The organism is Vibrio scophthalmi, assembly GCF_040869025.1.
Lineage (GTDB): Bacteria > Pseudomonadota > Gammaproteobacteria > Enterobacterales > Vibrionaceae > Vibrio > Vibrio scophthalmi.
In genome coordinates, this window is the sequence record NZ_CP134271.1 from 3,038,888 (window position 1) to 3,060,843 (window position 21,956).

The window sequence follows — 21,956 nt, forward strand, 5'->3', positions numbered from 1 at the left end:
GATGAGTATGGTGTGACAACGAAAAATGCCTATCACGGCTTATATGAGAAAATGGTACTTGTCACAGCACAAAACGCACCGTGATGGCGACAAAGGCGTGGTCACTGGCTTGTTTGTCATTCTCATAGATTGGATTAATCAGATGCGAGTTGAGTACTTTATAGTCGTTCACATCGGCGAGTGAATAGGGTGAATCTTGCTGGAACTCTTGTGAAAGCAAAATGTAATCTAATACATTGCCTTTAGCGAAATGATAGTGTGTTGGGGCACGTTCGAGCGTCGGGAGATCTTGCTCGGACGACTGCTCACTTGATAATTCGTTAACGTCGGTAAGTATTTTTTTGACGGCGGCATCTTGGTAGATGAACCAACTATCTTGCAAATACAAACGTTCACTGTTTTGGTCAACTTTACTGGTGAGCAACCCAGTGATATCACTGTCTAATGGTTGGTTCATATCGCCCATTAATACCGTTGGGATAGGGTGTTGTTTATACTGCTGCTCAATGAAAAGGCGCAGCATTACCGCTTCCCAGCCGCGTTGTTGACTTGATAGCCAACGACCAACCAGCAAGTGAGCATTGTCACTGTCAGAGCTATCTGTTGGTCGCTGTGATTTTAAATGACAAACATACACCGCCACTTCACCAATATCAGGTACATCAACGACAGTACAGAGTGGCTTACGGCTAAATTCCGGTATTTGGGTGAGGTAGCTATGTTCGATAAACGTTGGTGGCGTTGCGGCAAATACTTTGCTTATAGGGTATCGAGACGCCAATGCCACAACAGGTTTAGAGTAAATATAATCACTTTCAATATGAGGGTGATCGACAGAGGCAAAGTATTGATAACCGATTTCAGCCAGTAAGGATTTAGCTGCGTCAATACTGAACACTTCTTGTAGGCCGATAATGTCAGCATCTAACTGCTTGATTTGATCGAGCGTCCATCGGCACTTTTCTCGCCATGCGTCACGTTCGTAAATATTTTCAAAATCATAAAATGCCCCAGGCGGTTCAATGAAGTTGAATAGATTGGCGGTGGCAAAGGTAAGGGTTTTATCAGTGAGCACGGCTTGTACCTTATTGGCTCTAGCCAAAAGATGAACATCAGGTATTGAGTTTAGTGTATCGAAAACAAGGCAGTTTTGCGCTGGGAACTTGCTTATCAAAACTGAGCAATAGGATTTCAGCATCGAGTCTGAAATCACTTGCGGCTTTGATAAGCAACAGTGCGTGGCGTCGGTAGGACGCTTAACAATCGGGGATTATGCAGAAGCTTTACGTGCCAGTTTGTGGTGCGCTCGGCAAAAATGGTCTGCACAAAAAGCCCCGACAATCGAAAGTTCACCCGCTAAACATAACGCGGCAGCGACTTCGGCTAGTGCCTTGGCTTTGCCATTACCGTATAAGCCTAATATATCAAGACAGGCTTTTTGTGTTGGTAAGCCGGTTCCTCCACCAACCGTACCCACCATGATGTTCGGCAAGGTAACGGAAGCATAAAGATCACCGTTAGGATCAACATCAAAACGGGTAATTCCAATCGCGGATTCAGCAACGCAGGCGGCATCTTGACCGCACGCAATATAAAGCGCACTTAATGCGTTGGCGTAATGAGCGTTGATGCCTATGGCGCCACTTAACAAGCCGCCAACGGTGTTCATCTTGCCAAATTTGACCATGCTTTCTGGGGTTGTGCTGAGATGCTTTTTAATCAATTCCGCTGGAATAGTAATATCGGCGGAGACTTTCTTACCACGCACAGAGCGCAAGGTGTAAGCATTGGCCTTTTTATCGCCCGATAAATTGCCATCCAAAAACGCTTCAACAGGCGTGATAGGGCTTTGATCGAGAATGTAACGAAACACTTTATGTGTAGCAATCGTTACCATGTTTTGGCCAGAAGCGTCACCGGTAAGAAACTCAAACAGCAAATAAACGTGGTTGCCTTCAATGTTGACGTTGATGTCTTTTAGCTTGCCATGCGTCGTGGTTGATTGTGCCACGTTACGAAAAATATCGTACTGAGTAACCACCCAACTAACAAATTGCGCGGCTTGGGACAAAGATTGAAAAGCAAATACAGGTGTGCGGCTCACCCCTTCATTAATCAGCAGTGTACTGACGCCGCCAGCCGCCGTGATCAGATTGGCGCCTCGATTATATGAGGCAACTAAGGCCGCTTCTGTGGTTGCGAGAGGGATTAAAAAGTCATCATTGGCATGTAAACCATTAATACGCAGAGGCCCTGCAATGCCCACCGGAATATTTACGGTGCCAATAAAGTGCTCGATATTGTGTGAGTATTCTTGATAGTGACTTTGCGTGAAAGGATCAAGCAGCAGTGTTTTATCGGTCATTGACTCTAACACTTGCCAGCGGCGCACAAGATGCTTATCCGATAGGCCTGCACTGAGGCAGAGTTTCTTGGTTGGCTTATCGAATTTAGGCTCTAATGCGAATGGTACTTTTTGGTAGCGTTCGATATCAGAGAAAACAGAGCAATTTTTCACGCGGTTTAGATTTAGTTTCGGCATTCAAGAATTTCTTTTTTCGCTTTGACAAAATGGACGTGATACCGAGTTAGAGATCTAGGCAGGCTAGATATCAATACAACGCATACGCTGTGCGTTGAACTGTTTGAACCAATTAACCGAAAGGGCTGCGATTTAAACAATCAAGGATCTTAAACGGGCTGCGCTTAGCAACGCGCCATTCTAACTAACTTCGAGGGGGAAGTGGTTGGAGCAGGGTAATTGTTTTTGTCGTTAACCTGCCTTGGGTGAGAACTGTGCGGTACATATAAATGATAAACTGTAATTAAATCAGTCATCTTGCCAATCTTGCGACGCGCTAGGGCGCGACAAAGTGACAACTTTGGTAACAAAATCGCTCATGTCACAAACTTATTATGGGCAACCATAGCCTGAAAAATGTGCCATTTTCGTTAAATGGTGCGGCTATTTTACGTTCTGCGCCCTAACAATTTCTTCACTCACCCAATTTAACAGCTGTTTGATTGCTCGCGATAATACCTGATTTTGGCGCACGATATAGCCAAGGCTGGTCGTCGGAAATTGAGGTAGTGGCGTAACGGTGGTTTTTAGGTTCAGTTTCGGATGCAGTGAAAACTCCGGAACAATCGCGACACCAAAGCCAGCTTCTGCCCAATCGATTTGTGCATCAACGCTGCCCACTTCCATTACCCGATAATTTGGTAGGTTTAACGTTGGTAACGCAAGGTCGAGTAGATCGCGCGTACGGGTATCATGACCGAGCAGAATCAGTGTAGGTTCTTCAAGATTCGCTGATACTAAACCTTGTTGCCATGCTTGCAGTCCATCACCAAGCGCGCACCATTTCACTTGCTGTAGCTCGGTAAAATGTAGAGGTTGGCTCTCTTTTTGTGCCATCACAAAACCTAAATCCGCTTTGGCGCTTTTCACCAGCTCTGCGGCTTGAGAAGAGGTGGTATTTAACAAGGAAAGATCGATGCCGGGAAACTCTTTTTTGAACGACTGGAAAGGGGAGATAAGTAACAATCGCGAGATAATATCACTGGCGGCAATCGTTAATGTCCCTTGGCATAAATCATTGATCGCATTGAGATCTGCCTGACACACCTGCAATTCCATTAAGGTGTTTTGTGCGCTATTGAGCAAGCGCTCTCCTGCTTGTGTCAGTCGAAAAGGATTACGTTCTATTAACTTAACGCGAGTTGTTTGCTCTAGTTGCTTGATGTGCAGACTGACGTTGGGTTGGGTCATATGCAGCTCAGTGGCTGTTTTGCCAAAGTGCTCTAAACGAGCCAAAGTTACAAAGGTATTGAGCCAATTGAGATCTAACATCGCGAGCCTCGTTTAAGTTGAAATAGTTACCTGGTGAAGAGAAACTGATTTAGAGCGATGAGTATAACCCCATATGAGATTCTTATTAAGGTTATAACGATTATTAATTTTTCTTATTTTTAGTCGCAGATTAGGATAAGTACATCGCTTTTAAGGAGAGTTAATTATGTCGTCTATTGTTGTTGTTGGTGCAAACTGGGGTGATGAAGGTAAAGGCCGAATCGTGGATTATTTGGCAGACCAAGCATCCGCAAGCATTCGTTTCCAAGGTGGTAATAACGCAGGTCACACTGTGGTTAATGACTTTGGTACATTCAAACTGCATCAGCTACCAAGTGGCGTATTTAACCCAGACTGTATCGGCGTTTTAGGCCCTGGTATGGTTATTAGTCCGGCATTGTTATCTGCTGAAATCGCAGAAGTTGAGCAATCTGGCGTAAAAGTAAATCTGTGCATTTCAGATCGTGCAACGCTATGTCTACCACTACACGCAGAAGAAGATACTTTAGAAGAGCTTCGCCTAGGTGACGGTGCATACGGTTCTACTCGCCAAGGTATTGCTCCTTGCTACGGTGACCGTGTGATGAAGAAGGGCATCTTAGTTGGTTGGTTGAAACAACCAGAAGTTTTGGTAGAACGCATCCAATTTATGCTGGATTGGAAACTGCCTCAACTACGCGCTCTATACCCAACTTTCAAATTTGAGCAAACGGCTCAAGAAATGGCGGATTGGTTGCTAGACGTGTCTGCTCCTTGGCGTGATTCTATCTGCAACGTAACGCTACCACTTAAAGATTTGCAAGCTGAAGACAAAACGCTATTGTTTGAAGCTCAGCTTGGTGCTGGTCGTGACCTTGTTTACGGCGAGTACCCATGGACAACATCATCTAACTGCGTATCTATGTATGCAGGTATTGGCGGCGGTTTGCCAGCTCTTCGCCCTGAACGCGTTATCGCGGTTGCTAAAGCATTTAGCTCATCTGTCGGCACTGGTACGCTAATTACCGCAATGGAAGAGCAAGATGCATTCCGTGAACTAGCCGGTGAGTTTGGTGCAACAACAGGTCGCCCACGTGATATGGGTTACTTTGATGCCGTGGCAACGAAAAACGGCGTTGAGTTACAAGCGGCAACTGAAATTGCATTGACTAAAGTGGACTGTCTAACTGGCCTTAACGATCTTAAGATCTGTGTGGCTTATGAAGGTGATCACAGTGAGAATCCAATTTGGCCTCAAACTGCAGCGCTCGCTCCAATTTACGAGAAAATGGAAAGCTGGAGTGAAGATATTACCGGTTGTCGCCAATTTGAACAGTTACCAATTGCAGCACAAAAATATGTATTGCGTATTGAAGAGTTAATGGGTGTACCAGTGAAAATGGTTTCTGTTGGCCCTGGTCGCGAGCAAATGATTGTACGTTAATCATTACAGTTACAAATAGTAGAAAATGACAGAAGCTGATCAGAAATGGTCGGCTTTTTTATTTGTTGGGAGAATAGAGAATAGAGAATAGAGAATAGAGAATAGAGAAAGGGTTAAGGGCTAAGTCATATAATCCGTAGATCTAGCAGCGTCGTCTTCGTGTTTATTGTAACGCTTTGTGGCTTTGCCCTTGTTCTCTCAGTGCTTTATTAATGAAAAAAGCAATGATAAGTCAGTGTTTACCTAAGTTCTACAGACGAGAGGATGGTCTGAAGAAGGAGTCGATAAGTTGAAGTGTGAATGCTTAACCTATCAGGAAAATACAATAAATTCCCCAAGTTGAATATCATCTTTATTGGTAATGCTACCCATAGAAGACTCTTCGCAATAAGAAAAGTTAAGATTTAAATCATTTACTTTTCCGTTCGTGAGTACATGGCGCTTCAAAATATCACTATTGAGTTGATGAATTGTCGCATTCCATGATGTGTTATTTTCAAATATATTAAATGTAATTAGCAATATGAGTACCTGTTTTTAAAGTTGAGTCAGAGCGTTTTTGTTGAAACCAAAATCTTTTACGTCCAAGAGAACGAGCCATAATATATACCTTATATGTAATGAGTTTTCGCTTGAGATTACCCAAGAGAAATAAATAAAAATTGTTCAATAAGAAATTTTTAGAAAGGTTTGCTGAACCCGTCATTTGATGACAGGGTTGAGGATCTAATGCATCGACTGGATTGCAGTCACATGTCAGTTAAGAGTGTTAGTCTGGCTGATATAAAAAGATGCTATCTGGCCTTAAAGTGGCCCTTTAAACCTTCGCGAACAACAATGTTATTAAACCAAGACTTGTCATCATGAAATTACATGATTGATACCAAGAGTCGATCAAGTTTAATGGTTATATTGTCCCGGAAATTTCTATACGAAATTTGTGCACTGGTTGTAGCTATTATTGGATAGAACTAAGGAGATACAGGAGAATCTTGCTAGGGATGTCGCTGGAAGTCTTACTATACGTTAACAACTCTATGTTCAGAGCAGCGGCTAATATACATCTTTAAATTTAAATAGCCAGCGTTATTTTAAATTATTTTTAGGTAAAGAATGAGCAGTAAGTGTTTGTTCTATGTATTGCTTGTTGCTTCACTAGAGGGCAGGGGCGAACCTGCCCTCACAAAAATAAGCTTCGATTACGCAGACATTTTCAGGTTCTGGCTGCGATATTGAACGATATCTTCAATCGTTAACACTGGCATGCCGTGCGCCTTAGCGAACGTAACGATTTCTGGTGTTTTCGCCATAGTACCATCTGGATTGGTTAATTCGCACAACAGACCGGCAGGCTGGAGATCGGCCAGTTTCATCAAGTCAATGGTGCCTTCGGTATGGCCACGGCGAGTTAATACACCGCCATCACGTGCGCGAAGAGGGAAAACATGGCCGGGGCGAGCGAGATCGCTGGCTTTGGCATTGGCTGCTATGGCCGTTTTCACCGTGGTGGTGCGATCTTGCGCTGAAACACCGGTGGTCACGCCTAGTTTGGCTTCAATGGAAACTGTAAAGGCAGTTTGGTTCGCACTATCATTGTTGATCACCATCGGCGGCAATTCTAACTGATTGGCGTGCTCTTCGGTCAAACATAGGCAAACAATACCGCTACATTCACGGATCATTAATGCCATTTGTTGCGGGGTTAAATGCTCAGCTGAATAAATGATGTCGCCTTCATTCTCACGATCTTCATCATCCAGTAGCATGACACCTTGGCCATTTTTAAGTGCTTGAATCGCTTTATTTACACGAGTAATTGGGTTGCCAAATTCGGCGAGTAGTGATGTCTGATTCATGGTTAATTCCTATATTGATACCAGAATCAGGGCTAATTTGGAGGGATAGAACACAATGCAAAATGCACCAGTTCGCAACAGGGGGAAACCTGCTGGCGATCTAGTGTGTCTCTTATTCTCTCTCATCCGGACTATGACCGTCGGCTCTGGCATCTCACCAGATCTGCTGACCTCGAAACATCGAGCGCTCGCGGGCTCATCTAAAAAAGATATACCGCCGGTAGGGACTTTCACCCTGCCCTGAGAATTACAGTTATGATTTTTGCCCATCAAGATGGACGGAAAAAGGTTAATACAGTTTACCGAGTGATGGAACTAAAATTTGACAATAAAAACAAAGAGAATCAAGAAAAGTAACGAAAAGCTATGGATGCAGAGTAAACGTTATTGCTTTAGTTGCATGTACCACTGAAAGATTGCACTATCGTTTTACAAATCTCGTGCTTGACGGTCTAAGAGTGAGTACGTATTCCATTGTAGCTGCGCGAATTGTAATGGCGATTGCCATTGCGATTCATTTAGTCATACCAAGAAAAAGAGGCTGCAAGTGTATCCAGAAGAAAAGAAGATAAGAAAAGCGACTCGCGTAGAAAGCGTAATGAATTCCGCGCTATGGCACTTGGGACAAAAGGATCTGACCGAAAGTGAATTATTGGCAAAACTGCGAGTAAAAACCGATAACGAAGATTGGATTGCCGATACGTTAGAGAAACTACGTGGTTTTGGTTACCTAAAATCCGACAATGAGTTTGCGATAAAATTCGCCGAACGAGCATTTTCGAGTGAATATGGCAGCGGATATATTCTTGAAAAGCTGAAAAAGAAAGGGCTCAACGATACCCTTATCAAGGCCATGATTACCAAGGTAAAAGAAGACCTCAATATTGATGAGCAAGCGATTTTGAATGAACGCATCAATAGTTACTACCAAGAATTTAGCATCAGCAAAGAAAAGCTTAGCGCAGCGCTGCAAAAAAGGGGCTTTAGCTACGCTCAAGTCAACGAGGCGATAAAGCAACACGCTTGTTTTGAACAGTTGCAAACTAACCTTGAGATCAAAGCGGAAAAGGCCGATTTAGAGAAAGAAGTGTTGAAGTACGCGCGAAAAGGTAAGGGGATGACGGTGATTCGTCAGGAGTTGCGTCAGCGTAAAATAGATATCACGGCGCTTGATGCGTTGGTAGAAAAACTGATTAGCTCGGAACAGATCGATTTTTACTCTGCATGTTTAGAACAACTTGAAAAGAAATCCTACGATTTAACTTGTCATAAAGAGCGCAGCAAAGCCTATGCAATGTTATCTCGTAAAGGCTTTTCATCAGAAGAGATTAAATTCGCTATGAGCGAAATAGAGTAATCTCAGCAAAAACGATGTCAGCGAAAGAGTCAATCTCTTTGGTAGAGGTGACGGTATCAACAATCTGGTATTGCAGCCGTTTGCCAATAAGCGATAGTATAAGGACGATTTTTTTTCGTTAAGATTACATTATGTCAGATGAAAAACTCGCGCTAGAGTGGATGCGCCAACAAGCTCATAAAATTGATCCGTACGTTTATGACCCATCCTTTGATGAGTGTGTGGAGTTAATCAGCCCAGCGTTCAAAAAGGGAAAAAGTATCGCTCAACTCAAGTTTCTCCTTGGAGAGGCCGATCGTCGAGCTGGGGCGGCAGAGCGTAAGCATGCAGCATTAAAGTACGCGAAAGAAAAAAGCCCGAATGCAGGACAGATTTTGCGTCTTCAAAGTAAACTTCAGCAAGTGGAGTTAGCGCTAAAGCTGGCAACAGGTGACAACAATATGACTATCTCACAATTCTGCTCAGAGTATGATGTGAGCAAGCGAGATGGTAATACCGCGTGGCATGAAATATTGGTTCAGCAGAGCAAAAGGAAACAATAGTTTACGCCTGATGTCGCTTACAGCCTCAGGCTTTTTCTTCACAGGACTGTTGATACAAGTATTGAATCAAAAACTCAGCGGCCGCAAGCTCACCGACGACTAACATTACTCGCTCTTAAAGCCGTCGCTGAACCATTTTTCCTACACTTATTGTTAGCCTGAACAAATAACCAAATACTACAATCTAGCGCTTGCCAAACTCACACCAAAACTCACAAAAAGCCCGCCGCTGACATAGTTAAGCCATTTGGTTACTTTCGGTGTGGTAAGCATCGCTTTCAGTTTACTCGCAAACAGAATTACAACTAAGAACCAACTAGAAACAACCATCGCTTGAGTGAGACCTAACAGCATACTTTGCTCTAAGAGATGTTGTGGTGACACAAACTGAGGAAAGATGGATAAATAGAACAACACAATCTTTGGGTTGAGTAAATTGGTTAATAGACCCTTGATAAAACTGCTTGATAATGAAGGGGTTAATGTCGCTTTTTTTGGGTCAATTTTAAGCTCTGACTGGTTTAAGGCCGCTTTGACATTGTTGATACCCAGCCAAAATAAATAGGCAACACCTAGCCACTTGAAAATGCTAAAGGCCATTGCGGATTGTGATAACAACAGGCTTAGGCCTTGTGCTGAAATAAACGCATGAATTAAGAATCCCACGCTTACGCCTAATGTATTGACAACAGCGAAGCGTTTACCTTGCGTCAGAGATGTGTACAAAATAAGAAGCGCGTTGGGGCCTGGGATTATTGCCAATAAGAAAACGATGCCAGCAAAGGCAACGAGCGTATCAATCGTCATGTTTTAAATACCAAAAATATCACAGTGATTAGCAATACACTGCAAAGAATAACGCCGTGTTGTTATCGAAAACAGCAGAGCGAACAGAAGATAACCAACTGAAAATAAGACACTTATTATTGATAATGTCAGTGTGTCAGCTATAAGCCACGTTAGATCGCGATGACTATAGCGTAACGAGATCAGCAGTTCAATTACGACTTAATAGGCTTAGCGTATCATCTTGATTTTCGAGCTAATAGAGTTAGCTGAGACAATTCTTCTCTTGTCTTTCTACTCTTCTTTAACGTCTTCTGTTGCGCCATGATGAATAAAGTAATTCGTTTATGGTGGCAGGTCATAAGCTATAGGTGATGTTTAGATCGTCGGTAAATCCAATAACGATATAGCAACATGCCACAGCCGATCATTAGCCAGAAAAAGCCTAAGGCTAAATGAAGGTAGAAAGCCCAGTGTGCAAAGTAATCCGCAGATCGTTCACTATTGAGCAATATCGGCACGCTTACTAGTAACGGATTCAAACCCAGCAATAGCGCGAAATAGGGATAGCGCCATGCAATAAAAGGCGTTTCATTAAATTCTTTGCCAGCGTCAAACGCACCATCAATAAAGACGATACGTGGATGGTAATCTTCCTCTGTGGTTTCAACGTGTAAATATGGTGTGACCGCTGGGCTAGGAATAAAGCCAAATTGAACACGTTGTCCTGACGCTAAAGAGATTCGCTCTCTTTCCGTTGGAATGATAAAGCAAAGCGCCGGATCTTCAGGCGCGTGCTCCGCACTGCCACTAAACCAAACTTTTCTGCCTTCATTTCCAACAACAATACCTTGCGCCAATCTAACGGTTTTCTCATCAGAGTGGTCAAACGGACATTTTCTATAATATCGGTACACGAAGAGTAAAACGGGCAGTGCGCATACAGGCAAGATACTTGAAAAATAGGGTGTTGTTTGTAGTCCAAAACAAAAGATGACAAAGGAAAAAAAAGAGAAGAAAAACACGCCCAATGACCTGAATAAACGCTTAGGTTTTATTGCGAGGATCTTGAGTTGTTGTCGCTCTTCTGTTGTGCTCGCTCGGCTACCAACAATCTCAATATCGAGTTTATCCGCAACTCCGGTAGGGGCGAATCGTACTTGCCATTGCGCAGCAAAGTGCTCGATGATGGTTTTATCATTGGCGCTGAGTAAATAGGATTTTTTTTGGTGAATATAGATTTCGGCTTTTACATTGCCCTGATCTTGTAAAAATGGTTTTAGGTGAGATCCAAAAACTCGATATGGCCCGATGAGAAATTCACGATAATCATCCCATTTTTTACTCATCAATACGGAGCTATAACCTTCGATGTTGAAGACGGGGCCTATGGGTAGCTTCTTACCATAGATTAAGTATAAGACTTGTTGTTCTTTTAACGTCAACTGCCGATTTGGTTTTGTCTCGGCTAATTGATTAATGGCTTTTTTGCTTTTAATTACACTGTAAGGTAGGTAAATAAGGTAAAAGAGAACCAAGACTCCACCTACGATCAAGATGAAATAGTCCCAAAAAGAGTACTGTTCAATAGGCATGAATGAATGTCCTTGCTCGCGTTAGAAACGATAATACTATGATTATTAAGCCTATAATCCCCACTCTTAGTTACCCTAGAGTGGGGCTATAAGCGTTGATTAATGAACCATAAATTTCATCACCGCTTCTTTTACTAAGCGTGACTTATCTTTCGTGAGGGGCTCAATCAATTGAGAGGCGTCATTGGCGCGACTTAATATCTCAGGCAACTGCGCGCGACGTCCGGCGTAAAGATAAGCTAAGGTTTGGGCAAAACTACCTTGATCTTTGTGGTCGTAAATGCCGCGCGCGTGGTTTTGAATAAACTCGCAACACACATCAAACTGAGTATGTTTGATACAGAAACGTGTAATATGAGCTAGGTTCACGCCAATTTCGATTAGCCAATTCAACATAAACTGCATGGCTTCTTCGCTGGTTTCTCTTAAGCGTTGGCTTTCACGTACTTTTTCAAAGTACTCATTAAAATCGATTTCACCTTGTTCGAGCCTGTGTAGTAACCAACACTTTTCATAGTTTTCATCCAGCACTTTAAAGCCGTGGCAATCTTGGTTAAGCAGTAGTTTAGCCAATCTATTACGGCGCGGTTTATCTAGCGTCCAAATAAACTGGTTCATACTGTATAAACGATATTCGTCTAGGCTAGGGCGGAAACCATCCATTGCGAGGTGAGCATTATACAAATTAGCGATACTGTCATAGTCGATCTCGCCTTCCAGGTAGGCCCATGTTTGTTCGCATAAATGCTCGATACGCGCAGTGGTATCTTGCAGTTCAGCAATGCGTGCCAGTAGAGTTTTATTTTCTACTTCTGAATTGAAAATCAGTAACGTACCGCGCGGCAATGAGTGTTGGTAGCTGTCTAGTGGCACTTCATGATCGGCCATTAGAATGATATTTTGCTCACCACATTGTTGCAGTACTGTGCTCTTTAACCAAGAGCAACCGTCGACATAGCAAGGTTTGTCGTGCACTGTATGCTGATCTGACGCGATAGGTTTGAGTAGATTTTCCGGCGCGTCATCGCCATCGCCAACGTAGAGGCAAGCTTGACCATATTCATATGCTAGCGCGTTTTCCCATGATCGAATATTCAAACGCACCATCAATTTTAATGCACGTTTGAAATCATGCTCAATATCTAAACTAACCTCAGGGTATTTGAGTGATACATCATGCAGAAAGCCGATTTTAGTATGTTCATTAATGTACTTTAGGCCTTCACACATCGCTTCAGCTTTTTTACGATCAATACTGCCAAACATACCGGTTGCGGTGCTGGTTATCTCACTATAAGCATCCAACCATTGCTGATAGCACTTGTTATCGTGGAAGTGACGGCTCATTTCGTAGGCATTTAATTGACCTGACTTGATGCCCGCTTTTTCTAACCGCTCTGTTACGTCAATTTCATCAAGGGGGTTGTTGATGGTGACGTCCCACGGCTCATCAGAGTGAGCACGCATGATGTTACGCGCAACGCGTACTGGCGCGAGAGCGATCAAGAATCGCCATAGGCGATCCGCTTGAACGCGCAACGGAAGTGGTAGTTGTCGCAACCAGAAGGCAATCAGAGTAAAGCGTTGGAAATCGTCATCGCGATCATGAAATAACGTGTAGCCAGGTTGATACTCACTGAATTTGTTGACGTGAAGCTCACCACGATTGACATCATCACGGTATAAGTGAGGGGTTATTAGAGCAAGTAGCTCGGCTTGATCATCTTCTGGTTTATCGGCGGTGAAATACGCTTTAATACGCGTGATATCAGCATCGACTAAACCAGAGTTAGGAAAGTGGTGATCATCGCGAACTCGGCATGATCTTATGATTTTCGCCGCCGCCATCTGCCAAATGTGTTGCTCGTTGAGGAAATTGAATAGTGCTTCAGTAACGTCATCCCCAATACGCTGGTTGAAATCGTTGAATAACTGATAGCTTGCGAGAGCGAAAAACCCCATATCAGCGAGCTCACAGTCTGCCCAAAGTTTGGGATGGCACAGTTCTCGGGAGGTGCGCAGCACGCCATCTACACGTTGAAAGTGAAGTTTGTAGAGAATTTCGTCTCGATCGATAAAAGTGCCAAAAATAGATTGCACGTCACGCGCGAGCGCGGGGTCTAATCCTTCAAGTGCACTCAGTATTCTGTTCGTGGCAGTCGTTGTGGCGGTTGTTGTTTCATTGACTGAACCGTTGATGACAGCCTCGTCAAGTTGGCTATAGCGACGATAATAATCTTGGCGTGACAGCAGTGGCTCGTCTTCTTCGGTGAGTGATTCCATCATATATTCGTTGAATTCACGTTTACCGAGCGCGCGGTAGAAGACATCGATGATGCGAAGATATTGTTCTCGGCGCGCAGCAAGCAGTGTGATATCGCTATCGAGTGTCACCGTTAGAGTCGTGGTTAGGCCGTTAGCGAGTTCAATCGTTGATTCATCCCCAAAGTGGTCGGTGAGTAGATCGTCGCGAGCCAAATCGAGAATATTCTCTATTTCATCAAGAATTCCGCGGTTGTTGTACTGCCATGAACAGAGCTGATCGTCAATGTGTTCAAACATGAGCGGCGCATGTGCTTTAGCCAGAGGGATCAATTCAATTTCATTGATAGCATCAAGCGCATCGCGCTCGGTGCCGCTTTCGATATAGAGCCATAAGCGATCACCTTGCGGCATCGCAAGAATCAGTGGTTTTAGTACTTCAGTGCCGTAGTTGAGGTCATAACGATGTTCGTCTCGCTCTTGATAGGCTTTATAACGGGCACGTTTTCTTAGTGCACTTTCAGCGGGTTTGACTAGTAGACCGTCAACTTGCCCTTTTACCATTCCTTGTAGATCATAGGCCTCATTTTCTAACGTACTGCCCATAAAGGGCTGTTGCATAAAGGCATCTTCAAGATCGTCATCGTAAAAATGACGACGGCGTGGAAAGAGCGTTTCATATAGCCACACGACGGGATTGCAACCGCTGAGATCTTCTTCCTCATCACTATGTTCATCGTAGGAATACAGCAGTACCAGTTCCGCTTGAAAACGTTCGATGACACTTTGTTTAAAAGTGCCATATTGGCATGGGTTTTCAGTTAGGTATTCGCCTAGCGATTGGTGGGTTGGGGTATCGCTATAGGGGTTGTTCATAAACATGCCTAAGCGAAAGCTTGCGTTGTCACACCATATATAGGCTTTGATTACTTCAGGGTGCCAGCCAAGTTCAGCCAAAAATTCCGCTAAATAGTTAATGCAATCACCGGTATGGTCTTCATCCCAGTACGGGAAGAAAAACTGTCCGAGTAGGTAGAGGTATTGTAGATCTGTTTTTGCCAGCATATAAACGGCTTCAACACCGAATACGTCCGTGTCGTCAATCCAGATCTCGTCTGTGTCGTTAACGCGACGGCTGTAATCCACGATGGCTTTGACCGTTGCAACGATGGTCTCTTTAAGTTCTGGGTACTGCAATGCGGCCGCAAAAAGAATAGGCTCTGAAATGTAAACTTCGGATTGATCGGTGATCTCTTCGTTTAGATACCTTTCGCTACCGCCTTGGCCTTTAATTAAGGCCGATTTTAATAAACCAAAGTTGCTACCGGCATCACTGGTTTGTAAACGACGCACTTTACCTGCGTTGCTGTGTCTAAACTCGACATCAAACTGCTCTTCTTTAAAGGCTTCGCCGCTGATCAGCATCGCTTGATATTGGATGAGTGCCGCTTTGATTTGCTGAGGTTCTTGGATATCGAGGGTGATAATTTTATTTTTATCGAATTGGTTCATGAGGCGTAATGTGCTGTTTATTAACTGCAAATACAGTAGCTTAAAACCACTATGAGAAACAGCGCTACCATTGATAAATGATAGGCTAATTGGTGCTTATGTAGGTTTTATCACTTTTAAATTTCTATTTGTTAGTTGAAAGATAATCAGTGTGATTGATTTGTATTGTTTTAATTAGCTGTTGCTATGTGAACGGGCTTTGTAATGATCGAGAGTGAAATGGTTATTTTCGATGTGCAACATCAAGCGGTATAATGGGATAAAGTTTCGATATATTGCTTGGGTATAAAATGAGAAAACACTACACAGTTGAAGGCGATATCAATGCTAAAAAAGCCAAAGATGCCTATCCAAAGTTGGCGCTATGCGAAAGCTGCGTGAGCGGTTATATCGTGATCAGTGAAGGTGAGCGTACCTATGATCAGTGTGCTAAATGTGGTGCTGACGACTAACGTTTCGTTTATCAATATGAAAAAGGTCAGCATAAGCTGACCTTTTGTATTCTGGAGCAAAAATCCGGATTAACGCTCAGAGAAACTCAATTGAACGTCGTCTGTTTGCTTGTGCATCCAGCGTAGTCGAGAACCCAGCATAAGCGCACCAGAAGAAAGGCCAATAATAAAGCCAATCCAGAATCCATGAGCGCCCATTGGTTCGACGATCCAATCGGTCATACCTAAGATGTAGCCCGATGGTAAGCCGATAATCCAATACGCGATAAAGGTACGGTTAAAGATCGCTGCCATATCTTTGTAGCCACGCAATGCACCTGCAGCAACGACTTGGATTGCGTCCATACATTGATAAATCGCCGCCAGTAGCAATAATTGCATCGCTAGATCAATAACTTGACGGTTATCTGTGTAGAGCAGCGCTATTTGTTCACGGAATAGAACCGTAAGTAGTGCCGTGGTTAACGACATCGCTAGCGCGACCAATAAACCAACTCGTGATGCGACTTTTGCACCATCGGTACTGCGTTCGCCAAGGCGGTAGCCGACACGAATACTCGTTGCAGCGCCCACACTCATCGGTAACATAAAGATCAGTGATGAGAAGTTGATTGCCACTTGGTGAGCAGCAACAATCATTGGCCCTAGTGGGGCAACAAGCAATGCGACAATAGCAAACAGAGTCACTTCAAAAAATAACGCAGCTGCAACAGGAAAACCGAGTTTAAATAGACGAATAAGCGCCTTTAGTTCCGGTTTGTGGAACTGCTTAAACAGCTTTATGTAAGCGACGCGTTTTGCCGTCAAAACATAAAGCAGCATTAAGCCAAACATAATCCAATATACAATAGCGGTTGCCACACCACAGCCTACACCGCCCAGTTCCGGCGCGCCAAATTTGCCGTATACGAAAATCCAGTTCAGTGGAATGTTACACAGTAAGCCAACAAATCCGATAAACATCGCTGGTTTAGTGAGTGATAAACCATCGGTTAGGCTACGTAATGCTTGAAACATTAAGAACGCGGGAACTGCAAACATCACCGCATGCATGTAGCCAACCGTTTTTACTGACATGGTGACATCAACGTCCATGAGATCCAGAATTGACTGCGTTTGGAATAACACACCAATAATCGGGATTGAGATCAATAGCGCCATGACAAAACCGTGTTGGATTTGGAATGGGATTTGATCGACTTTTCCTGAACCATTTAATTGCGCGACGATAGGCACCAAGGCCATCAGTAAGCCAACACCGAATAAAATAGACGGAAGCCAAATACTTGAGGCGATAGAAACTGCAGCCATATCGATAGCACTGACGCCACCAGCCATTACAGTGTCGACGAAACCCATCCCAGTTTGTGCAACAGAGGCGATCAATACCGGGGTTGCTAACTTAATCAGTGTGTTAGCTTCTTGTTTATAACGATGCACGAAAAGAACTCCAAAAGGGGGTACACAACTCATCCCCCAACGAGTGGGTTTTGATACGAATCTGCCAAATTGCGCTTGAGACTGCAGGCGGTGCTAAGTCGGGTTTCGGGCGTCACTGGCGGTTTTTTACAGAAAAAGTAAATAAACAGCCTAGGTATGAGTGCGCTTTATATACCGCGATTTGTCAGACTGGTATGGGCGTTGTTGTGCTTAAAAATCACGCGCATTATACCGAAACTAAGCGATTCGTCGCGGCTTTTTAATTAGTTTTTAGTAAATAACAATTCAGAGTTATATTGAGGATGGAGTAGTTAATTTAAACCCAATTAAACTCAATAACATAGGTGTTATTTCTCTGTTGGGGTTTTTACGTCAATTAAGCAATGTTCACGGGTATAAAGCGCGATAAATACACGATCGATGGCTCAAGCTTGGTTGGCGGTAATTGCTTCATTGCGTGTGCAGATTTACCAATGCACGAGCTTGCTTTAGAGTGTATAGATTCGCGAGATTTAAAATTGTTACCGACCAAGGAGATAACCATGTTTACCGGTATAGTACAAGGCATGGCAAAAGTGGTTTCGATCGAGAAGAAACAAGATTTTCAAACGCACGTAATAGAGCTTGAGCATGTACTTGGTGCAAACCTGTCAATTGGTGCTTCAGTGGCTCACAACGGTTGTTGCCTTACCGTGACGAATATTGATGGGGCGAATGTTAGCTTTGACTTAATGCAGGCAACGTTGCAACTGACCAATTTGGGCTTACTCAATGTCGGTGATTACGTCAACGTAGAACGCGCGGCTAAGTTTGGTGATGAAATCGGTGGGCACAGTATGTCTGGCCATATTGCATTGACCGCTAAGGTGAGTGAAGTGATTGATACACCGAATAACCGCACTGTATGGTTCGACATGCCAAGTGAGGCGATGAAATATGTCCTACCGAAAGGTTATATTGGTTTGGATGGTTGCTCGTTGACTATTGGCGAGGTAGAGGAGAATCGCTTTAGCGTTCACCTCATTCCAGAAACGTTACAACGTACCTTATTTGGTTCGCGTAAAGTGGGGGATAGCATTAACGTAGAAGTTGACCCACAAACTCAAGCGATTGTTGATACCGTTGAGCGCGTATTGGCCGCTCGTCTCGCAACTGAAGTTTAGATTGGGGCGATTAATTAATATGAAATCAGCCCATGCGAGATAAACGCATTGATCAAAAAAGAGCGCATCTGCGCTCTTTTTTGATTGGGCTAGAATATCTGTTCGTCGTCAGCATCAACGGTTAAGTCGATGCGATCCATCTGTTCGTTAACGGTGAGATTGAAATGAATAGCATTACAGCATGCCGAGCAATCATCGAAGAAATCCTGATTACCATTTGATGCGTCGAGAGTAATGCCAATTGAGTGGCCACAGTGTGGGCAGACAACCTGTTTCTCGGTGAAATTACGCATAGACTTACCTCTTCATTACCACTTGTGACGATATGGCTATCACGAATCATTGCCATAAATTAATACTACGGCGATAAGTTAGTAATGGGCGTGAATTAAGTGCAAAATTTGATTGTTGGCATAAAAATCACAGATAACCGTTCTTTATTTCGATAGCTGTGATCTAAATACTTGCAATCACGCACACCACACAAATGTAACTCCTTGTATAATAAAGCTAATAATCATTCACCTGGTCAATGAGTTGTTGTGCTTCATCGAGGTAATGACCACCAAACAAATTGTAGTGGTTGAGTACATGGTAAAGGTTATAAATGGGTTTTCGCTCGGCATAGTGTTGATCTAAAGGCATAACACTTTGATACCCTTGATAGAATTCGGGTTTGAATCCACCAAATAACTCTGTCATCGCGATATCACATTCTCGATCACCCCAATAGCTTGCAGGGTCATAGCAAATTGGGCCTGCGGCTGAATTAGCGACGTTACCACTCCAAAGATCACCATGAAGCAGTGAAGGGCGAGGGTGATGATGCGCCAGAATAGCTTGAATTTTTTGGGTAAATTCAGCGATATCAACCAGTAAGACGCCTTTTTCCTTGATCAGCTGCAATTGCCAACCAATTCGCTGCTCGGCAAAAAATCGTGACCATTTACGATCCCATTTATTGGGTTGTAGGGTGTTGCCAAGGTAATTATCAGAATCAAAGCCATATTCTTTTTGCTCGCCCCATTGATGCAATGCCGCGAGTTGTTGCCCAAAAGTGAAACTCGCTTCGCCGTTATCAAGCGGTTTGGTGGGGAGATAATTTAAGATTAAGAAGGCATGATGTTTCGATTTGCCGAGATGAACTAATTCAGGGGCAAATACCGTACTGGTTTCGCGTAAGCATTGAATATTTTCTGCTTCAGCTTCGTACTTGGCTAAAAATTCACGCTGATTGATTTTGATAAAGTAACGCTGCTCACCGTCACTGATCATATAACTTTCGCTGATATCGCCACCGGAAAGCTTTGTTTTTTCGCGAATTACAAATGAAAACATCAATGTTTCAGATAACTGCTCGGATATTGCTTGCCACATAGCCTGCCCCTAAATCATCTAATTTCAGGTTACAGTGTAGGTTACTGACGTGATCAATTCCGACTTACAAAGCAAAGAATTCAATAATTTGAAGAGAATTAAGCAGCCTACTTGCTAAAATGTGAACAGTATCGTTGTTATAATGCTAAGCAAGATTCTGTTTCGTTAGTGCAATTTTTGTTTTCGCTTTGGCTGATACTGTGATGGCAAGATGAAAAGTACGATTTATGATCCAGCTTCACATGTTACTGGAACTGAACGATTACAATGTTGTAGATGCGCTGGTATTCCGCTTACAAAGCCATGTTACGTGAAGCCAGGTCATCACATGGCGATAAATCGCGGAATAAATCATCAATCAAATAGGTTGCATCGTTGTTTTGGGCTCTAAATATCATATCGTTACGTCGATAATTGTTAATGTGCGCCTAATTCCCGTAGTATAGATATAGAAAACAATAATTAGATGGAGATAAAATGGTTGTTGATACTGATGGTTATTTAGCCCTAGTTGAGCATCTCGCATCCAATCTCGACGTATTTTCCACAGAAGATGGCGATACGGGCAAAGAGAGCGTCGAAGATGTCGTGACTGATATGGTGGCGAGTAACATTATGGCGATCTTTGAACAGAACCCAGAATTGCATTCGAGTGTTCGCTTTAAGTTGCTCAAAGAAGCTGATTCAGTAGTGGCAGATCTCGGTGAAGTGTTAGCGGGTATGTGGACCAAAGCCGCGACAAATGAACAGATTGCCTTCCTTGATGAGTATGTTGCATTGGTTAAAAACCTGTTCGACAGCGCCGTCGCAAAATACGACTAACGCCGCTGATAGATTAGATTCAATTTGATTTAAAGTGCAGGCGGGGATGTTACTCGCCTGAATTGCCAAAAATTCCCCGCCCAATATGGGTTATCCATCCGAGAAATAATCACCCCTTTTGAAGTCGATGCATGCATGAATTGGTTTTGACCTAAGTACACACCGACATGACGTGTTGTTCGTGAGGTTTTAAAGAACACCAAATCACCGATATTGGCTTGTTCGTATGCTATCTCTTCGCCCACTTGAACTTGATATTTTGTGGTTCTTGGCAAGTTAAGTTGCGCGGCTCTTTGATAGGCGGTTTGCACGAAGGCCGAGCAATCAACGCCCTTTAAACTACTGCCTCCTAGGCGGTAAGGTGTGCCTTTCCATATTTGAAATACATCCAGGAATTCACTTTTTAATTGCTGATGGTAGGCCGTGATATCGGGGCTTAGCTCAGATTGTGATGGCGAAGAACTGCAACCCGTCAAGGCCACCGAGGAGGCAACTAATAACTTAATACTGTGGTGGCGAATAACAGAGACTAATTTGATCATTGCGAGTTTTATCCGCCTTAAAGTGAAATTTTACTGTAATAGTTAAGCCATAAACTGCATTGGAACAATTGATTAACAACCCAGTGCTAGGATGCAATGACTTTATTTAATAACGCCCGATGGACCCTTTCTCTAATTCAATCTCTCACCGCCTTATTTGTTGGCTTTTTGGTTTTGATGATTGGCATAACGATTGTGAATAACAAAGGTTTGCAAGAAGTGGAGCATCACTTTACAACCTTATCAGACCGAGCGCTTCCACTCTCGTCTGCAAACGCGAAATTAACCCAATCTCTCCTTGAACAGACGAAGCAGCTTAGCTTCAGTACGCAGTCATCATCAGAAAAACAACTTGCTGCAATTGAAGCTAAAATTCGCCAATTAATCCACTATAGTCAGCAGCAAAGAAAAGAAGTTTTTGATATTTCTCACAACTTTAATCAAGCTATTTCGGAGTCACAGAAAATTCTACTGCGCGATTCGCTCGATAAGCTCAATCGTCATACCATGTCGGTGATCGCGACGCAGCGAAAGTTGTTGGCAATGCAAGTTGGTATTGATGCCGATGTTGCTGCGTTTCGTTACGGGCTTAGTTCGATTGGGCCTGAAATGAATCGTATATCATCATTTCTCTCTCTCGATAACCCAGAATCGACCGATGCGGCGAATCGCTTCATTGCCAGTGCAAGCTCGATGGAAGGAACGTTCTTGATGCTGATGATGCAAACCGATTTAACCAAAGCAGAGCAAGAATACAAAGAGATGCGTAATCGGATCGCGGGTATCAATTTGGCTTATGATGATTTTGCACAGTGGCATCCGGACATTGCCGAATTTGCAAGCCTGACAGCGCCTTACGATATGGTGAATACCGGTTTCAGAGACGACGGTGTATTAAAAGAGATCTTAGCTAAGTTAGAACTGGTTAAGCAGCAAAATAAGCAAACCGCACAAGCACAAGCTTTGGCCTGAGG

The 21,956-nt window shown here is 43.4% G+C and carries 18 protein-coding genes and 1 riboswitch; of the genes, 7 read left to right on the top strand and 11 right to left on the bottom strand.

Translation table 11 applies throughout. The features are described from left to right. Positions 1-61: 61 nt before the first annotated feature. The 3 genes from RJD38_RS13815 to RJD38_RS13825 all read right to left on the bottom strand — a co-directional run bounded on the left by RJD38_RS13815 (position 62) and on the right by RJD38_RS13825 (position 3,853). Entirely contained in the window at positions 62-1,075 is a 1,014-nt protein-coding gene (locus tag RJD38_RS13815; protein WP_367971365.1) for an endonuclease/exonuclease/phosphatase family protein, read from the bottom strand. A 195-nt stretch (positions 1,076-1,270) separates the two neighbouring features. Then, entirely contained in the window at positions 1,271-2,542 is a 1,272-nt protein-coding gene (locus RJD38_RS13820; RefSeq protein ID WP_065545311.1) for a hydroxymethylglutaryl-CoA reductase, read from the bottom strand. A gap of 423 nt (positions 2,543-2,965) precedes the next feature. Next, positions 2,966-3,853: a LysR family transcriptional regulator gene (locus RJD38_RS13825; RefSeq protein ID WP_065545310.1), complete on the bottom strand. Its 888-nt coding sequence runs from the start codon at positions 3,851-3,853 to the stop codon at positions 2,966-2,968. Between the two features lie 166 nt (positions 3,854-4,019). Here RJD38_RS13825 and RJD38_RS13830 point away from each other — a divergent pair, with 166 nt between their 5' ends. After that, the gene (locus RJD38_RS13830; RefSeq protein WP_065545309.1) at positions 4,020-5,276 is read left to right on the top strand and encodes an adenylosuccinate synthetase; all 1,257 of its coding nucleotides are present in this window, start codon (positions 4,020-4,022) and stop codon (positions 5,274-5,276) included. A gap of 1,199 nt (positions 5,277-6,475) precedes the next feature. Here RJD38_RS13830 and ribB read toward each other — a convergent pair. After that, positions 6,476-7,132, bottom strand: a complete 657-nt coding sequence (gene ribB / locus RJD38_RS13835; RefSeq protein WP_005599103.1) for a 3,4-dihydroxy-2-butanone-4-phosphate synthase — start codon at positions 7,130-7,132, stop codon at positions 6,476-6,478. 110 nt (positions 7,133-7,242) lie between these two features. Next, positions 7,243-7,384: riboswitch (FMN riboswitch) on the bottom strand. Between the two features lie 346 nt (positions 7,385-7,730). Between ribB and RJD38_RS13840 the strand changes: the two genes are divergently transcribed. Both RJD38_RS13840 and RJD38_RS13845 read left to right on the top strand, forming a co-directional pair. After that, positions 7,731-8,489, top strand: a complete 759-nt coding sequence (locus tag RJD38_RS13840; RefSeq protein WP_065545308.1) for a RecX family transcriptional regulator — start codon at positions 7,731-7,733, stop codon at positions 8,487-8,489. Between the two features lie 131 nt (positions 8,490-8,620). Further along, positions 8,621-9,031: a hypothetical protein gene (locus RJD38_RS13845; RefSeq protein WP_005599097.1), complete on the top strand. Its 411-nt coding sequence runs from the start codon at positions 8,621-8,623 to the stop codon at positions 9,029-9,031. A 177-nt stretch (positions 9,032-9,208) separates the two neighbouring features. Here the strand turns inward: RJD38_RS13845 and RJD38_RS13850 are convergent, their stop codons facing one another. The 3 genes from RJD38_RS13850 to RJD38_RS13860 form a co-directional block, all read right to left on the bottom strand. Beyond that, positions 9,209-9,838 carry a LysE family translocator gene (locus RJD38_RS13850; RefSeq protein ID WP_065545307.1) on the bottom strand — a complete coding sequence of 210 codons (630 nt, stop codon included), beginning with the start codon at positions 9,836-9,838 and terminating at the stop codon, positions 9,209-9,211. Between the two features lie 344 nt (positions 9,839-10,182). Continuing rightward, positions 10,183-11,412, bottom strand: a complete 1,230-nt coding sequence (locus tag RJD38_RS13855) for a hypothetical protein (protein ID WP_065545306.1) — start codon at positions 11,410-11,412, stop codon at positions 10,183-10,185. A gap of 99 nt (positions 11,413-11,511) precedes the next feature. Further along, a complete protein-coding gene (locus RJD38_RS13860; RefSeq protein WP_065545305.1) occupies positions 11,512-15,186 on the bottom strand; it encodes a hypothetical protein in 3,675 nt (1,224 codons plus the stop codon). 290 nt (positions 15,187-15,476) lie between these two features. On the opposite strand from RJD38_RS13860, the gene RJD38_RS13865 reads away from it, so the two are divergent. Next, entirely contained in the window at positions 15,477-15,638 is a 162-nt protein-coding gene (locus RJD38_RS13865) for a hypothetical protein (RefSeq protein ID WP_175422466.1), read from the top strand. Between the two features lie 69 nt (positions 15,639-15,707). Here RJD38_RS13865 and RJD38_RS13870 read toward each other — a convergent pair whose 3' ends face one another. Next, positions 15,708-17,078 carry an MATE family efflux transporter gene (locus RJD38_RS13870; protein WP_005599086.1) on the bottom strand — a complete coding sequence of 457 codons (1,371 nt, stop codon included), beginning with the start codon at positions 17,076-17,078 and terminating at the stop codon, positions 15,708-15,710. Positions 17,079-17,620: 542 nt separating this feature from the next. On the opposite strand from RJD38_RS13870, the gene RJD38_RS13875 reads away from it, so the two are divergent. Then, the gene (locus tag RJD38_RS13875) at positions 17,621-18,241 is read left to right on the top strand and encodes a riboflavin synthase subunit alpha (RefSeq protein ID WP_367971366.1); all 621 of its coding nucleotides are present in this window, start codon (positions 17,621-17,623) and stop codon (positions 18,239-18,241) included. Between the two features lie 89 nt (positions 18,242-18,330). Here RJD38_RS13875 and RJD38_RS13880 read toward each other — a convergent pair whose 3' ends face one another. Further along, complete coding sequence (locus RJD38_RS13880; RefSeq protein WP_005599081.1) at positions 18,331-18,534, bottom strand: CPXCG motif-containing cysteine-rich protein; 204 nt, start codon at positions 18,532-18,534, stop codon at positions 18,331-18,333. A 217-nt stretch (positions 18,535-18,751) separates the two neighbouring features. Continuing rightward, a complete protein-coding gene (locus tag RJD38_RS13885) occupies positions 18,752-19,618 on the bottom strand; it encodes a fructosamine kinase family protein (RefSeq protein ID WP_005599079.1) in 867 nt (288 codons plus the stop codon). Positions 19,619-20,095: 477 nt separating this feature from the next. Between RJD38_RS13885 and RJD38_RS13890 the strand changes: the two genes are divergently transcribed. Continuing rightward, entirely contained in the window at positions 20,096-20,440 is a 345-nt protein-coding gene (locus RJD38_RS13890) for a DUF3802 family protein (RefSeq protein WP_005599076.1), read from the top strand. Between the two features lie 29 nt (positions 20,441-20,469). Here RJD38_RS13890 and RJD38_RS13895 read toward each other — a convergent pair whose 3' ends face one another. Then, positions 20,470-20,982, bottom strand: coding sequence for an NlpC/P60 family protein (locus RJD38_RS13895; protein ID WP_065545304.1), 513 nt, complete (start codon positions 20,980-20,982; stop codon positions 20,470-20,472). 96 nt (positions 20,983-21,078) lie between these two features. Between RJD38_RS13895 and RJD38_RS13900 the strand changes: the two genes are divergently transcribed. Then, the gene (locus RJD38_RS13900) at positions 21,079-21,954 is read left to right on the top strand and encodes a hypothetical protein (protein WP_367971367.1); all 876 of its coding nucleotides are present in this window, start codon (positions 21,079-21,081) and stop codon (positions 21,952-21,954) included. Positions 21,955-21,956: the final 2 nt, after the last annotated feature.